The sequence below is a fragment of the Thermomonas beijingensis genome (genome assembly GCF_020034655.1).
In the GTDB taxonomy this organism is placed as follows: domain Bacteria; phylum Pseudomonadota; class Gammaproteobacteria; order Xanthomonadales; family Xanthomonadaceae; genus Thermomonas; species Thermomonas beijingensis.
Genome location: NZ_JAIQDJ010000001.1, coordinates 972,796 through 987,409 on the forward strand (window position 1 = coordinate 972,796; position 14,614 = coordinate 987,409).

The following is a 14,614-nucleotide window of genomic DNA, read 5'->3' on the forward strand; positions in this document are numbered from 1 at the left end:
TGGCGATCGATGCGCAGGACTTCAATTTATGCGGACATGCATGAAAAGCGATGTTGACAGTTCATGGGGTATCTATGAAATAGAAAGCCAACCGCGGTGCAGCCTGCATCGGAATCTAAACCTGCGACGTTCCTCCGTAAGCTTGTCACGCGTTCTCAGTGGTGCGGCCGGGGTGGTATCTAAAAGTATTTGCACTATGGCCACCGTTGGGATTGGGCGGTGATAGTCGTTACAAGAAAGGCACGGAATGTAATGCAATCCGTCGGGATGCTTGTAGGCGGGACGGGCGCCGCACAGGCCATCACACTGCTAGTTCTCCCCGTTATTTCTAGAATTTATACGCCTTCAGAATATGGTGAATTCAGCACGCTTCTGGTGTCGATCGGTCTGGCAACGATCATTGCAACCCTGCAGATGCAGCATGCTGTAGTTTTACCGAAATCTGATTCGCAGGCGCTGCATATATTCTCTGCTGGCCTAGTGATGGTGGTGGTGACTGCTTTGTTGATGTTTCCAATCACGCTGGTCGTAATGTCGGTTATCGGAAGGCAGAGCAGCGCCATCGTCGTTGCGGTACTAGTTGCCGGTATCACATTCGCAATAAGCCTCGGCCAGCTACTTCAGGGGCTGGGTATTCGTTACGGCATTTTCTCCAGCATTGCGCAGGCATCCGTTCTCCGATCAGGGGTGATTGCAGCATTGCAGTGCTATATGGGCTGGCTAGGCTATGGTGTCAATGGTCTGTTATTAGCATGTTTCGTGGGCGAAATATCCCTGGCCTTTTTTCTATGGCGCAGTTTGCCATTACCGCGTAAGCACATTCGTACTATTTTTCGTTCGCGGACAAGGTTGATTGTTGTCGCGCGACAGTACCGGGATTTCGGCCAATTTGGCGTTCCTCAGGAACTTCTTAGCTCCCTCTCTCAGGGGCTGCCTGTGTTGATTCTGGGCGCCGGCTACGGACAAGCTGTGGCTGGCGCCTATGCGATGGTAATGCGTGTTTTGGGTGCCCCCGTACAGTTGATTGGAAACGCAGTACGACAAGTGATCTACAGAGAGTTCGCAGGTAAGTCCAGTGGCGCTGAAAAAAAGCGAGTATTCGTCATGGCGACGCTTTGCCTCGCTATCCCCGCATTGACAGCTGCTGCTCTCTTATCTCCGTTTTTACCGAGCCTCATTCCTGCTGCGCTAGGTGATGATTGGATTGTTGCGGGGCAATACTCAGTCCCACTTGTATTTCTAATAGCGCTTTCAATGTCAAATCCGCCGGCAGGTGCAATTTTTCGGGTTGCTCGAAGGCAAAAGCTCAATTTGCTATATAATTTAATTTTAATGGTCTCCCGATTGGCCGCTCTTTATTTGGCAGCTATATATTTGTCGAGCGTGGCAGCAGTATCTATATACGCCGCCGTCAGCGTCGCGATGAACGTTGTTTATATTTTTCTTGGATATCAAATAGTCAAGTCATTGAATTGACAAAGTGGCCAATATCGAGATTTTGTATTCATTTGTACCTAGGCTGACGCAATATCGGATGGATGGCAGCGTTACCGAAACTGGTATAATTCGGAGTATTTGAATGAGTAAACGATCCATAGTTGAAACTTACTCCTCTACTCCATTCAAGGTCGAGAAGTTCTACGGGCCACCATGGCACTCAACGCCAGAATTCACTTGGCTGATGGGACAGGTGCCAGCACGGGATATTATCCCTATCAATCTTATGGTGAGAATTGGTCTATGATGGGCGGGGTTATCAGATCGTCCTGGTTATACACTTTCGGTGTCTTTGGGTTCGTATTCTTTGGGTTAGCGGTGTCCGGAATACCGGGCTGGTCGCGGCTAGTTTTTGCATTTTCTGGATTGTTGGCATTGCTGACGTTCACCGATCTGACGTTGAATAAGGTGCGGCTGGGACGTTGGCTGCTCTTCCCATCAGCTTTCCTTCTGATCGCTATAGTGGGGGGCGTTGCGCGTTATCCGGCCTCACAAGAAGCGGTGGTGCGCTTGCTCGGTACCTGGAGCGGTGTGCTGCTTGTCGTCGACGCAGTACGGCGAGGCGTCCCGATAAAAATCATCATAAATGCGATGTTCTGGGCGTCGTTTGCAAATGCTGCTGCTGTTGCCATGGGGTTTGATGCCGGCCTAGCCTATGGAGATAATACAAATCAGGATGCTTATTATGTGCGCATAATAGAGCGTCAATCAGGGCTGGTGGGTAACGCAAATTTGATGGCGGTTCAGGCATTTTTGCCGCTATTCGCTACCATTATTTGGCGAAGCGAAATTTCCAGATTAATGATTGCAGCTGGGGGGCTATGCGCGATATATGCATTTTTCATAACGGGATCGCGTACTTCCATCGTCCTTGTCTTTTTTTTAGTATCCGCTTTATGCTTTCGATATTCTCACGGTCACCGATGGGTGCTATTAGGTGCAGTGGCAGTGCTTTTCTTCGGTCTACTTTCTTTGGTGTGGGAAATGATGCCTTCAACTGAATTGGGGGTGATGGCTAGGCAAGTCGTTGCGATTGATAGATTGTTTGAAGGGATTGAGGGCACGGATAGTTCACTGATAGTGCGTATGAATATGATTGAAGTTGCAAAAAGAATGTTTTTTGAAAATCCTGTAATTGGTCATGGGTTGGGTTATTTTGCGGATGCGGGTGGGTTTGGTGTCTACGCCCACAACAACTATTTAGAGCTTCTTGTTTCGGGTGGGGCCCTATTGTTCGCAATTTATTATTTTATGTACTTTTTTGTCCTGATTCGCTGCATGCTAGGAGAAATTAAAGGAAATGGTGTGCGGGCCGCCTGTGTAACCGTCTTTGCCTTACTAGCGGTTGATTATACGTTGGTGAGCTACGACCAAAAATCTATAGCACTCATGATAGCATTGCTATTCATGACGGCTTCAAACCGAAGCATTGGCACGGCGGCGTTTCCAGAAGAAAGAAAGTATGTTAGTCATGAAATAAACGAGGGGCTAACGTGAAGTTTCTGCTGATAATTGATAGCCTTGGATCGGGTGGTGCGCAGCGACAGATGGTCACTTTGGCTGCTGGACTCGCCGCGCGCGGTCATCACGTCGAGATGTTCACGTACTACGATGACGGTCATTTCGCGCATTTTGCACAACGTGCAGGGGTAGTTCTGCATGTCCAAGCCAAGGCATCGCGCTTCTCTCTCCAGCCAGTCGTCGCGTTGCGGAATCTTTTTAAGCAAGGACGATTCGATTGTGCGCTCGCCTTCTTGGAGACGCCCAGCGTATATGCGGAGCTTGCGCGTCTAGGGCGTTCAGGGCCACCTCTCGTCGTAAGTGAACGTTTCTGTTATTCACCCGCTACCCTGGGTTGGCGGGGCCGTCTGCAGCAGGAACTGCATCGCCTGGCAGACTGGATCACGGTCAATTCGTTCCACCAGAAAGAAGTCATGGTGAAGATGTTCCCATGGATGGCGTCAAGGATCAGCGTTATCTGGAATGGGGTGGATACAGACCACTTCGCAACTCAGCCGCTGCCAGTTCCGGTTGAGGGTAAGTTGCGGGTACAGGTATTGGCCTCTTTGGCGAGCAAGAAGAATCCACTTGGCCTTGCTAAGGCTGTAGGGCTCTGTCGCGACGAGTACGGACTGTTGGTGGAAGTAAACTGGGCGGGGGTTCAGACTGTCAGTGCTGAAGGCGGAAAGGCTCGACAAGATGCGGATGCATTCTTGAAGGCACACAACCTGGCTGATCAGTGGTGCTGGACGGGTGAGGTTCGGGATGTCCGTCCGCTATTGGCGGATTGTGATGTGGCGGTACACCCATCATTCGCGGAAGGGTTGCCGAATGCCCTCTGTGAAGCATTGAGCTGCGGGCGACCAGTGCTGGCGAGCAATATCGGCGATCACGCTCTGCTGGTGGACGGCGGTGCTAACGGCGCGTTGTTCGATCCAAGCAGTCCAAGCGCCATTGCGGCGGCGCTGTATGCTCACTCGATGCTGAGCGAAGACGAGCGGATACGCAAGGCGGCGTCGGCGCGCCGATACGCGGAGATGCAGCTTTCGAGGTTGCGGTATGTAGATGCCTACGAAAGCAAGTTCGCTGCATTGCTGAAGGGATCAAAGAAATGATTATACGAAGCATCCCCTGTTTTCTCATTTTTGTTCAAAAGGTAATCCGAAGACTATGCATGTACATCATGCGGCCCCACTTCGGATCTTGCGGTCGCAGGGTGAAGTTCAGCCCATTCGATCATTTTACCTATCCCACAATCTTCATTGGAAATGACGTTTCCATAGGTGTCGGCGCCCACTTTTCTGCTACACACAGTCAGATTAGGATCGGAAGCAAAGTTATGTTCGGGCCCAATGTCACAATTATAGGCGGCGACCACAATATATCTTTGGTCGGTCGCTTCATGTTCGACGTCAAGGAAAAGCTGCCGGAAAATGATCTGACTGTCCAGGTTGAAAGTGATGTTTGGGTCGGGGCTGGCGCGATAATTCTGAAGGGCGTTACAGTGGGGCGTGGCGCTGTGATTGCCGCGGGGGCTGTGGTAAATCGTGATGTGCCTCCATACGCAATTGTTGGCGGCGTGCCGGCGCGAGTGTTGCGCATGCGATGGAGCGAAGAGCAAATCGCAAAGCACGAGGAGATCGTGGGCGCGGCACCCGTGCAGTTCGATTGATCATGATTCTTGACGTATCCATCTAGCCAATGATCAATAATTTGCTCCCGCGTATTTGCTTTGTGGCGCCGCTTCCCCCGCCGTACGGGGGGATCGCTCACTGGCTTTCGCTCGTTCTGGCTCGCGCGACTGCCTTGGACATGAAGGGATGCTATGTCGTGGATATCGCACCTCGATGGCGTCCCGTGCATGCGGTCAATGCATTAGTGCGAGCAGTTGGCGGTGGCTTGCAGCTTGTAAGAGACATCTTTCTGCTGGTCTTGACGTTTGCGAGAAGGGAGGTCGATGTTGTTCACCTGACCACGCCTGGAAGCATGGCGGTTGTCCGTGATCTTTTCGTTGCTGGGCTTTGTCGTTTGATTGGCAAACCATTTGTCTACCATATCCATAACGGGCGAATCCCCGTAGTTGCGACAACGGGATCGTTCGAGTGGAGACTGACTCGAAAGGTCATGCTGAGCGCCTCCAAAGTAATTCTCTTGGACAAAGGTTCTCTGGATTCCCTGAAGCTGGCGGCTCCCGTGGTTGACGCGGTTGTGGTACCAAACTGTATTTCACATCAGTCCCTCCCGCAGCCAGGGCTTGGGAGAGGTAATGAAAGGACGATTCTTTTTTTGGGCTGGGTTGTGCCTACCAAAGGGATATCGGAACTTGTTGAGTGCTGGTCGAAACTTCAAGTAGAAGGTTGGCGACTTGATATTGTTGGTCCATACGATGAGGAATACCGGAAGCATTTGGCGTCCATCTATCCCTCTGACAACCTGTTCTACCTTGGCGAGTTGCCGCATGGCGAGGCGATGGCCCGGATGGCCGAATGTGACCTTTTTGTGCTGCCGAGTTACACCGAAGGCTTTCCAAACGTAGTGCTGGAGGCTATGGCATTGGCTCGGCCGATTGTCGCAACCAAGGTGGGTGCAGTTGAGGAAATGCTGTCTGGCGGTGCTGGTATGGTTATCGAGGCAAGGAGCGTTGAGGCGTTGTCAAAGGCTCTTTCTGCTGCGATGGACGACGAAGGGTTGAGGCGGCAAATGGGCCATAACGCTCAGTTAAAAGCGAAAAGTCTTTATGCAATCGAGTCCGTGTTTGACGTTTATTTGGACATATGGCGAAAAGCTGCACTGACAGCTCGATGATCAATTTTATAGGGTTTTCCATGTTTGCTCAGAATACGCTCCTTATTTCCGGAGGTACCGGCTCGTTCGGAAACGCCGTCCTCCGCCGTTTCCTGCAAACGGATATCGGCGAAATCCGCATCCTCAGCCGCGATGAAAAGAAACAGGACGACATGCGCAAGCGCTACGCGTCCGACAAACTGAAGTTCTACATCGGTGACGTGCGCGATCCAGCCAGCGTGATGAATGCCATGCGCGGGGTGGACTACGTATTCCACGCGGCGGCGCTGAAACAGGTGCCGTCCTGCGAGTTCCATCCGATGGAAGCGGTGAAGACCAACGTCATCGGCACGGAGAACGCTACCGAGGCGGCGATCCAGTGCGGCGTGAAGCGCATGATCTGCCTGAGCACGGACAAGGCCGTGTATCCCATCAATGCCATGGGCATTTCCAAGGCGATGATGGAAAAGGTGTTCGTGGCCAAGTCACGCAATGCTGACCCGGCCAAGACCACTATTTGTGGTACCCGCTACGGCAACGTGATGGCTTCACGCGGCTCGGTCATTCCGTTGTTCGTGAACCAGATCAACGCCGGGCAACCCATCACCATCACTGATCCGGACATGACCCGGTTCATGATGACGCTGGACGATGCGGTGGATCTGGTGCTGTACGCCTTTCAGCATGGCAACAGCGGTGACATCTTCGTGCAGAAGGCGCCAGCGGCCACGATTGAGGTCCTGGCGCGTGCGCTGACCGAACTGCTGGGCAAGCCCGACCACCCGATCAATGTCATTGGCACCCGCCACGGCGAGAAGAAGCACGAAACGTTGTTGAGCCGCGAGGAAATGGCCCAGGCGCAGGATTTGCCGGGCTACTTCCGCGTGCCGCCGGACCTGCGTGACCTGAACTACGGCAAGTACATGGAGCAGGGCGAGAAGCGCATCAGCGAGGCGCAGGACTACACCTCGGCCAATACCCGTCGGCTGGATGTGGAGGGCATGAAGCAACTGCTGCTCAAGCTCGACTTCATTCGTGACCTGGTGGCCGGCCGGCCGGCCGTGCCGGTGGATTGACCATGAAAGTTCTGGTGACCGGCGCCGATGGGTTTATCGGCAAGAACCTGCGCGTGTTCCTGGGCGAGCGTCCGGGCTTCGATGTGCTGCCCATCACCCGCGCCAGCAGCGCAGAAGCACTGGCGCAGGCCGCGAATGAGGCGGATGCCGTGATCCATCTGGCCGGCGTGAACCGGCCGGAGGATCCGGCCGAGTTCGGCGCAGGCAACGCGGACTTCACCGCCGCCCTGTGCCAGGCCTTGGCGGCGACGGGCCGCGCCATCCCGGTGGCGTTCGCCTCGTCCATCCAGGCCGAACGCGACAATCCCTACGGCCTGAGCAAGCGCGAGGCCGAACGGCATTTGTCGGCTTACAGTGAAAGCAGTGGCGCCCCGGTGGCGCTTTATCGCTTGGCCAACGTGTTCGGCAAGTGGAGCCGGCCGGACTACAACTCCGCCGTCGCCACGTTCTGCCACAACATCGCCCGTGGCCTGCCTATCCGCATCGACAACCCGGATGCGCCGGTACAGTTGGTCTATATCGACGATGTGGTGGCCGAGCTGATCGGTTTCCTGGCGGCGCCGGGGCAGGGTGCGCGGTTTGCCGGGGCCGGGCCGGTGTACGCCACCACGGTGGGTGAGTTGGCGCGCCAGATTGAAGCGTTCCGCGACATGCGCCACACGCTGGTCGCCGAGCGCGTGGGCACCGGGCTGGTGCGGGCGTTGTATGCCACCTACGTCAGCTTCCTGCCGCCGGAGGCCTTCAGCTACGAAGTGCCGAAGTACGGCGACGCCCGCGGCGTGTTCGTGGAGATGCTGAAGACCCCGGACTGCGGACAGTTCTCCTTCTTTACCGCACACCCGGGTATTACCCGTGGCGGCCATTACCACCACACCAAGACCGAGAAATTCCTGGTGATCAAGGGCAGGGCGCGCTACCGCTTCCGCCACCTGATCACCGATGAGACCTTCGAGGTGGAGAGCAGCGGCGAGGAACCGTTGGTGGTGGATACCATCCCGGGCTGGTCCCACGACATCACCAACATCGGCGACGACGAGCTGGTGGTCATGCTGTGGGCGAATGAAATCTTCGACCGGCAAAAACCGGACACGGTGGCAAGCAAGGTATGAACGAGTACGCCATGGGCACCCGCAAACTGAAAGTCGCCACCATCGTGGGCACCCGCCCGGAAATCATTCGCCTGTCGCGGGTGCTGGCCGCGCTGGATACCCATTGCGACCACGTGCTGGTTCACACCGGCCAGAACTACGACTACGAACTCAACGGGATCTTTTTCGAGGACCTGGGCATCCGCAAGCCGGATGTCTTCCTGGAAGCGGCCGGCGCCTCCGGCGCGGAAACCATCGGCAAGGTGATTATCGCCGTGGATGCCGCGCTGGCGGATATCCAGCCCGATGCGGTGCTGGTGCTGGGCGATACCAACAGCTGCCTGGCGGTGATCCCGGCCAAGCGTCGCAAGATCCCCACCTTCCACATGGAGGCCGGCAACCGCTGCTTCGACATGCGCGTGCCGGAAGAAATCAACCGCCGCATCGTGGACCACACCGCCGACATCAACCTCACCTACAGCGATATCGCCCGCGAATATCTGCTGGCCGAGGGCCTGCCTGCGGATCGCGTGATCAAGACCGGCAGCCCGATGTGTGAGGTGCTGGCGCACTACGCGCCGAAAATCGCCGCCTCCGACGTGCTGGCGCGGTTGGGCCTGCAATCCAATGGCTACTTCGTGGTCAGCGCGCACCGCGAGGAAAACATCGAGTCCGATGCCAATTTCGCCGGGCTGGTGGAAACGCTCAACACCGTGGCCAGGGTCTATGGCCTGCCGGTGGTGGTGTCCACCCATCCGCGCACCCGCAAGCGCATCGATGCCATGGGGGTAGTGCTGGACGAGCGCGTGCAGTTGCTGAAGCCGTTGGGGTTCAGTGACTACGTGCGTTTGCAGCAAGAGGCCAAGGCGGTGTTGTCCGATAGCGGCACCATCAACGAGGAGGCCTCCATCCTCAACTTCCGCGCACTCAACCTGCGCGATGCGCACGAGCGTCCGGAAGGCATGGAGGAAGCGGCGGTGATGATGACCGGCATGAACCCGGAGCGGGTGATGCAGGGGCTGGCCATCCTTGAATCGCAGCCAGTGGGGGCCGAGCGCCTGCTGCGGCAGGTGGCGGACTACTCCATGCCGAATGTGTCGGAGAAGGTGGTGCGGATCCTCCACAGCTACGTGGATTATGTGAACCGGGTGGTCTGGAAGCGGTACTGATGCGCATCCTGTTCTTGTCCCAGCTGTTCGATCCTGAAAACGCCATCAAGGGATTGTCATTCGTCAAAGCGTTGGCCGCGGCCGGCCATGACGTCGACGTGATTACGGCTTTTCCGAGCTATCCGGGCGGAAAGGTGTATCCCGGGTTTCGACAGCGCTGGCGGCAGGTGGAGAAGGCGGCCCCCCGCGTCCGGGTGACGCGCGTGGCGACATACATCAGCCAGGATCGTTCCGGACTCAAGCGCTTGCTTGGCTATGCCAGCTTTGCGGCCATGGCCTTTGTGCAGGCACTGTTCCATAAGCGGCCCGATGTCGTCTACGCCTACTATCCACCAGTGGTCGGTGGGGTGGCGGCCATTACCTTGGGTGCCTGCAAGCGTGCCCCCGTCGTGTACGACGTTCAGGACTTGTGGCCGGAAGCGGTTGTCGCGTCCGGCATGGTGCGAGAAGGTTGGCTGACGCTTGTCATTGAGGGCATGGCGGGGTTCATCTATCGCAGGGCGGCAGCGGTCGTTACGCTTTCAGATGGCTACCGCACTGCCTTGCTAAAGAAGGGCGTGGCATCTGGAAAGGTGTTCAGGATCTACAACTGGTGCGACGAGGCCCGCATTAGCGTCGATGACGATGTGCGGAGCGATAACCAGGTTTTCAGCGTGGTTTACGCTGGCAATCTCGGCGCGGCGCAAGGTTTGGATGCAGTCGTAAGGGCGGCCGGGATCGTGGCGGAACGTGGCCATGCCAACGTGCGGTTTGACTTCATCGGTGACGGTGTTGAGAAGCCTGTTCTCCAGGAGCTTGTCAGCAGCATGGGCTTGGAGAACGTCAGATTCGTCGACAAGGTACCTCCGGAACAGATCGGCGCCCTGCTGGGCCAGGCTGGTGCGTTGGTCGCCCATCTGCGCGATGATCCCGTCTTCTCCATTACCGTGCCGCAGAAAACGCAAGCTTATTTGCTTGCAGGCCGTCCTTTGCTGATGGCGATAGGCGGCGAGTCGGCCGATATCATCCGCCGAGCCAATGCCGGTGTCGTTGCAGAACCCGGAAGTCCCGCGCAGATCGCGGAGGCGGCAATACATCTCAGCGGTTTGTCGGTAATCGAAAGGCAGGAAATGGGCAAGCGCGGCAGGGCGTTCTACAAGCAACACATGTCACAGGAAAATGGCGTCGGACAGACGCTCGCCCTACTTGAGCAGGTTGCGAGGCCGCGGGCATGACGCCGACGTTGCGGACACTTGCAGTGGGGGATCTGGATGATGTGGTTTCTGTTCATAGCACAGCCTTCCCCGGTTTCCTGATGACGCTCTTGGGCCCGGGTTTCCTTCGCAGCTACTATCAGGCCGTGCTGGATTGTGACGATGCAGTCTTCCTTGGCCAGTTTGGCGAAACAGGACGTCTGCAGGGTTTTGTCGCGGGTTTCGCGAAACCGGCCTCGTTCTATGCACTGCTCTCTGGCCGCAAGAAGAAGATGCTCATAGCTGCCGCCTTCCACCTGCTGCGCCGCCCCAGTTTGTGGTCGCGGGTGCTGGAAAATGCCGGTGCCACCTCGCAACGTGCCACGGATAATGAGCCGGGTGCGGCCGAGCTTGCCTCGATTGCCGTCTTGCCAACGGCCCAGGGCAGGGGTTACGGTCGGATGTTGATCGATGCATTCCTGTCGGCCGCGAGGCGGCACGATGCCAACAGGGTCTATCTCACAACGGACGCAGACAACAATGAGGCCGTCAATCGCCTGTATGCACGGGCTGGATTCCAGTTGGCAGGTACAAGCATGCGCAAAGGCGGACGCAAAATGAATCACTACACGTTCCTGCTGGGCGACCAGTCGGGTAGGGACCAAAAAGGAGAAGCCTGATGGAATGGAAAGTCCAACTTTTCAAGCTCAACTATGACCAGCGGGAAGCCGACGCGGTGGCGGATGTCATTCGTAGCGGTTGGCTGACGATGGGCGAGCGCACCGTGGCGTTCGAGCGGGAGTTCGCGGCCTATCTAGGTGCTGGCACCATGGCGGCAGCCGTTTCCAACGGCACTGCTGCGCTGCATCTCGCGCTCCTGGCGCTCGATATCGGGCCTGGCGACGAAGTCATCGTGCCTGCGCAGACGTTCGTGGCGGACATCAATGCGGTCATGCTGGTGGGTGCCACCCCGGTCATGGCGGACTGCACGTCGTTCGAAGACTGGAACATGGATCCAGCCGACATCGAACGTAAGATCACCGATAGGACTAGGGCGGTCTTGATCGTCCATTACGCCGGTGTGCCGTGCGACATGGATGCCATCGTGTCGCTGTGCCAGCGCAAAGGCTTGAAGCTGATCGAAGACTGCGCCCATGCGCCAGGTGCCAGCTACAAGGGGCGCAGCGTGGGTACGTTCGGTGATGTGGGCTGCTGGAGTTTCTTCACCAACAAGAACCTCTCCGTGGGTGAGGGGGGCATGGTTACAACCCGCTCGGACGATCTGGACCGCGAGATGCGTTACTTGCGTTCGCACGGCATGACGACCCTGACGCTCGACAGACACAAGGGGCGGGCAGTGACTTATGACGTTGTGCGCCCCGGCTTGAACTACCGGATTGACGAAATACGCGCGGCCCTGGGTCTCGTGCAGCTTGCAAAGCTGGATGCAGCGAATGCGTCGCGCAGGAAAATCGTTGAAGCCTATCGACGGGAGATTGGCGGCCTTGAAGGCGTGGCGCTACCGTTCCCGGATCGAGATGACCGCGTGGCGTCCAGTCATATCTTCCCGATCCTGCTTCGCGAAGGCATAGAGCGCCTTGAAGTGGTGGAGTCGCTGAAGGCGGATGGAGTGCAGTCGAGCATCCACTATCCCGCGATCCATCACTTTACGGCTTACTCGGGGATGGATCTTGGTGCAACGCCAATCGCAGATGAAGTGGCCAAGAGGGAGTTGACCCTGCCGCTCTATCCGGACATGACGGAAGGGGATGTCCAGGTTGTAGCGGATGCCCTGCGCAAGGCGCTGGTGAAGATTGGCTGAGCATGGACATCCTTGAACTCATTGGTCGAACGGCGCCCCTATTTGATGCCGACATCACGAGACACGAGGACGAACTGTTGTCGCTGGTACGCTCCAGCCGCTTCCTCGTCATCGGTGGTGCCGGCTCCATCGGCCAGGCGGTGACGCGCGAGGTCTTCAAGCGCAAGCCGCGCGCCCTGCACGTGGTCGACATCAGTGAAAACAACATGGTCGAGCTGGTGCGGGACATCCGCAGCACGCTGGGCTACATCGATGGCGATTTCCGTACCTTTGCCCTTGACTGCGGCTCGCGCGAATTCGCAGCGCTGCTGGCCGCTGGGTCCGGTTACGACTACGTGCTGAACCTGTCGGCGCTCAAGCACGTGCGTAGTGAGAAGGATCCGTTCACGCTGATGCGGATGATCGAGGTCAACGTGCTCAACACGATCTCGACCATTGCCCAGGCGCAGGCCGGCGGGGCGCGCAAGTATTTCTGCGTGTCCACGGACAAGGCGGCCAACCCGGTCAACATGATGGGTGCCAGCAAGCGGATCATGGAGATGTTCCTGATGCGCGCCAGCGAGTCGCTGCCCATTTCCACGGCCCGCTTCGCCAACGTGGCGTTCTCGGATGGGTCGCTGCTGCACGGCTTCAACCAGCGTTTCGCCAAGCGCCAACCGATTTCCGCGCCCAACGATGTGCGCCGCTACTTCGTGACCCCGCAGGAATCCGGCGAGTTGTGCCTCAGCTCCTGCTTGTTGGGTGAGAACCGCGACATCTTCTTCCCCAAGCTCAGCGAGCAGCTGGACCTGACGCGGTTTTCCGACATCGCGGTGCGCTATCTGCAGGCGCTGGGCTTCGAGCCCTACCAGTGCGCCAGCGAGGACGAGGCCCGCGACCGGGCGGCCGAGTTGATCGCCAGCAAGAAGTGGCCGGTGTATTTCTTCGCCAGCGACACCACCGGCGAGAAGGATTTCGAGGAGTTCTACACCGGCACGGAGGTGCTGGACATGCAGCGCTTCGAGGCCATCGGCGTGATCAAGAACGCGCCGGTTTACGACGAAGGAAAGCTCGCCTACTTCCTGTCCACAATCGATCGAATCCGTGCACAACCCACTTGGGACAAGCCCGAATTGGTGGAACTGTTCAACCACATGATCCCGGAGTTCCAGCACAAGGACACCGGCAAGTACCTCGACGGCAGGATGTAAGCCATGCAGCGCCTCCTCGACATCCTGCTTTCCGGGCTGGCCCTGCTGGTGCTTTCGCCGCTGCTTCTGCCGGTCATGCTGATCCTGCGGCTAACCGGGGAGGGCGAGGTGTTCTTCATCCAGCAGCGCATCGGGCGTGGTGGCCAGCCGTTCGGTCTGTACAAGTTCGCCACCATGCTGAAGAACAGCCCCAGTATCGGCACCGGCACGGTAACGGTGAAAGGCGACCCGCGGGTGCTGCCGTTCGGCCGCTTCCTGCGGAAATCAAAGATCAACGAGCTCCCGCAGTTACTCAATATTTTCAAGGGCGACATGAGCATCATCGGCCCGCGTCCGCAGACGCCGAGATGTTTCAACGCTTTTCCGCAGAGCACTCAGGATGTGATCGTGAGAGTGCGTCCCGGACTCTCTGGCATTGGTTCGATCATCTTCCGGGGCGAGGAAGACATGCTGCATCAGCATGCAGAGCCGATGCGATTTTACGATGATGTCATTGCTCCTTATAAGGGATTGCTTGAGGAGTGGTACGTCGAGAATCAAGGGATTTGGACGTACTTCATGTCGATTTTTGTCACCGCGTGGGTAGTGTTGTTCCCGTCGTCGCGCTTGGCATGGAGAATATTTCCGGCATTACCGGATCCCCCGCAAGAGTTGCGCAAGCTCCTTTGAGTGGTGGAACTAGGAATGCTTGCTAGGTAAGCTGGACTGCCTTGGTTTAAGTGTGGGATGGCCAATCTGGCCTGCCTCCCGCACTCGCATCACCAGTGACGGGGGGCAGTATTGAAGGCGCCGTGGGGGTAGGTCAGTTGTGTGATGCGGGGAAAAAGGGTTCTGTAGCATGTTCGGCTCCGTTGTCGGCATTTTATGTGATGCCTGCACACGGCACCCACAACATCCCCGGAAAGCTGCTGACCTACGTCCACGCAGGCCTGCCTGTGCTGGCGCGGGTCAACCCCAACAACGACCTTGTGTCGCTGGTTGAAGATGAAGCGGTCGGGCTGGTGGTGCCCGGCAACAGTGCCGCGCTGCTGCACGCACATGCGATGCGTCTGGCAGACGATGCCCGATTGCGTGCCGCAATGGGGCAGGCAGGCATTGCCCTGGCCAGGCGCATGTTTTCTCCGGAAAGTGCGGCGCGTGATGTAGCAGCGATGTTGGCTGTCAACGTCGACAGTTGACGCTTGGCTGCCTGCCATCTGGCCGCCCGAGTTGGCTGCGGCAATGCCTGATGCCGGGCAGCGTGTGGTGTCATGTTCGGGAACATGATGCGCGAGGTTCGGCAGTCTCACTTGTGATATTCGGCAGCGTGGCGCGCG

Annotated in this window: 14 protein-coding genes; all 14 read left to right on the forward strand. The window is 57.3% G+C overall.

The features are described from left to right. Positions 1-252: 252 nt before the first annotated feature. The gene (locus K7B09_RS04530) at positions 253-1,476 is read left to right on the forward strand and encodes an oligosaccharide flippase family protein (RefSeq protein ID WP_223627219.1); all 1,224 of its coding nucleotides are present in this window, start codon (positions 253-255) and stop codon (positions 1,474-1,476) included. Positions 1,477-1,650: 174 nt separating this feature from the next. Then, positions 1,651-2,994: an O-antigen ligase family protein gene (locus tag K7B09_RS04535; protein ID WP_223627221.1), complete on the forward strand. Its 1,344-nt coding sequence runs from the start codon at positions 1,651-1,653 to the stop codon at positions 2,992-2,994. Beyond that, complete coding sequence (locus K7B09_RS04540; protein WP_223627223.1) at positions 2,991-4,112, forward strand: glycosyltransferase family 4 protein; 1,122 nt, start codon at positions 2,991-2,993, stop codon at positions 4,110-4,112. Before K7B09_RS04535 ends, K7B09_RS04540 begins: the two co-directional genes overlap by 4 nt. Positions 4,113-4,399: 287 nt before the next feature. Continuing rightward, the gene (locus K7B09_RS04545; RefSeq protein ID WP_343231767.1) at positions 4,400-4,669 is read left to right on the forward strand and encodes a DapH/DapD/GlmU-related protein; all 270 of its coding nucleotides are present in this window, start codon (positions 4,400-4,402) and stop codon (positions 4,667-4,669) included. Positions 4,670-4,827: 158 nt separating this feature from the next. Continuing rightward, positions 4,828-5,802, forward strand: coding sequence for a glycosyltransferase family 4 protein (locus K7B09_RS04550; protein ID WP_223627225.1), 975 nt, complete (start codon positions 4,828-4,830; stop codon positions 5,800-5,802). A gap of 20 nt (positions 5,803-5,822) precedes the next feature. Further along, positions 5,823-6,857: a polysaccharide biosynthesis protein gene (locus K7B09_RS04555; RefSeq protein ID WP_223627227.1), complete on the forward strand. Its 1,035-nt coding sequence runs from the start codon at positions 5,823-5,825 to the stop codon at positions 6,855-6,857. A 2-nt stretch (positions 6,858-6,859) separates the two neighbouring features. Then, complete coding sequence (gene wbjC, locus K7B09_RS04560; protein ID WP_223627229.1) at positions 6,860-7,966, forward strand: UDP-2-acetamido-2,6-beta-L-arabino-hexul-4-ose reductase; 1,107 nt, start codon at positions 6,860-6,862, stop codon at positions 7,964-7,966. After that, a complete protein-coding gene (gene wecB, locus K7B09_RS04565; RefSeq protein ID WP_223627231.1) occupies positions 7,963-9,114 on the forward strand; it encodes a non-hydrolyzing UDP-N-acetylglucosamine 2-epimerase in 1,152 nt (383 codons plus the stop codon). The genes wbjC and wecB overlap by 4 nt, the downstream gene beginning before the upstream one ends. After that, entirely contained in the window at positions 9,114-10,328 is a 1,215-nt protein-coding gene (locus K7B09_RS04570) for a glycosyltransferase family 4 protein (RefSeq protein ID WP_223627233.1), read from the forward strand. Before wecB ends, K7B09_RS04570 begins: the two co-directional genes overlap by 1 nt. Next, entirely contained in the window at positions 10,325-10,966 is a 642-nt protein-coding gene (locus tag K7B09_RS04575; RefSeq protein ID WP_223627235.1) for a GNAT family N-acetyltransferase, read from the forward strand. Before K7B09_RS04570 ends, K7B09_RS04575 begins: the two co-directional genes overlap by 4 nt. Continuing rightward, positions 10,966-12,108, forward strand: coding sequence for a DegT/DnrJ/EryC1/StrS family aminotransferase (locus K7B09_RS04580; RefSeq protein ID WP_223627237.1), 1,143 nt, complete (start codon positions 10,966-10,968; stop codon positions 12,106-12,108). Before K7B09_RS04575 ends, K7B09_RS04580 begins: the two co-directional genes overlap by 1 nt. 2 nt (positions 12,109-12,110) lie before the next feature. Further along, a complete protein-coding gene (locus K7B09_RS04585; RefSeq protein WP_223627239.1) occupies positions 12,111-13,298 on the forward strand; it encodes a UDP-N-acetylglucosamine 4,6-dehydratase in 1,188 nt (395 codons plus the stop codon). 3 nt (positions 13,299-13,301) lie between these two features. Then, complete coding sequence (locus tag K7B09_RS04590) at positions 13,302-13,967, forward strand: sugar transferase (protein ID WP_223627241.1); 666 nt, start codon at positions 13,302-13,304, stop codon at positions 13,965-13,967. 200 nt (positions 13,968-14,167) lie between these two features. Next, positions 14,168-14,476, forward strand: a complete 309-nt coding sequence (locus tag K7B09_RS04595) for a glycosyltransferase family protein (protein ID WP_223627243.1) — start codon at positions 14,168-14,170, stop codon at positions 14,474-14,476. Positions 14,477-14,614: the final 138 nt, after the last annotated feature.

What these genes read in the sequence shown, in the direction of transcription:
- K7B09_RS04530 (WP_223627219.1), top strand. Translation starts at nt 253, where the DNA reads ATGCAATCCGTCGGGATGCTTGTAGGCGGGACGGGCGCCGCACAGGCC.
- K7B09_RS04535 (WP_223627221.1), top strand. Translation starts at nt 1,651, where the DNA reads ATGGCACTCAACGCCAGAATTCACTTGGCTGATGGGACAGGTGCCAGC.
- K7B09_RS04545 (WP_343231767.1), top strand. Translation starts at nt 4,400, where the DNA reads ATGTTCGACGTCAAGGAAAAGCTGCCGGAAAATGATCTGACTGTCCAG.
- K7B09_RS04555 (WP_223627227.1), top strand. Translation starts at nt 5,823, where the DNA reads ATGTTTGCTCAGAATACGCTCCTTATTTCCGGAGGTACCGGCTCGTTC.
- wbjC (WP_223627229.1), top strand. Translation starts at nt 6,860, where the DNA reads ATGAAAGTTCTGGTGACCGGCGCCGATGGGTTTATCGGCAAGAACCTG.
- wecB (WP_223627231.1), top strand. Translation starts at nt 7,963, where the DNA reads ATGAACGAGTACGCCATGGGCACCCGCAAACTGAAAGTCGCCACCATC.
- K7B09_RS04570 (WP_223627233.1), top strand. Translation starts at nt 9,114, where the DNA reads ATGCGCATCCTGTTCTTGTCCCAGCTGTTCGATCCTGAAAACGCCATC.
- K7B09_RS04575 (WP_223627235.1), top strand. Translation starts at nt 10,325, where the DNA reads ATGACGCCGACGTTGCGGACACTTGCAGTGGGGGATCTGGATGATGTG.
- K7B09_RS04580 (WP_223627237.1), top strand. Translation starts at nt 10,966, where the DNA reads ATGGAATGGAAAGTCCAACTTTTCAAGCTCAACTATGACCAGCGGGAA.
- K7B09_RS04585 (WP_223627239.1), top strand. Translation starts at nt 12,111, where the DNA reads ATGGACATCCTTGAACTCATTGGTCGAACGGCGCCCCTATTTGATGCC.
- K7B09_RS04590 (WP_223627241.1), top strand. Translation starts at nt 13,302, where the DNA reads ATGCAGCGCCTCCTCGACATCCTGCTTTCCGGGCTGGCCCTGCTGGTG.
- K7B09_RS04595 (WP_223627243.1), top strand. Translation starts at nt 14,168, where the DNA reads ATGCCTGCACACGGCACCCACAACATCCCCGGAAAGCTGCTGACCTAC.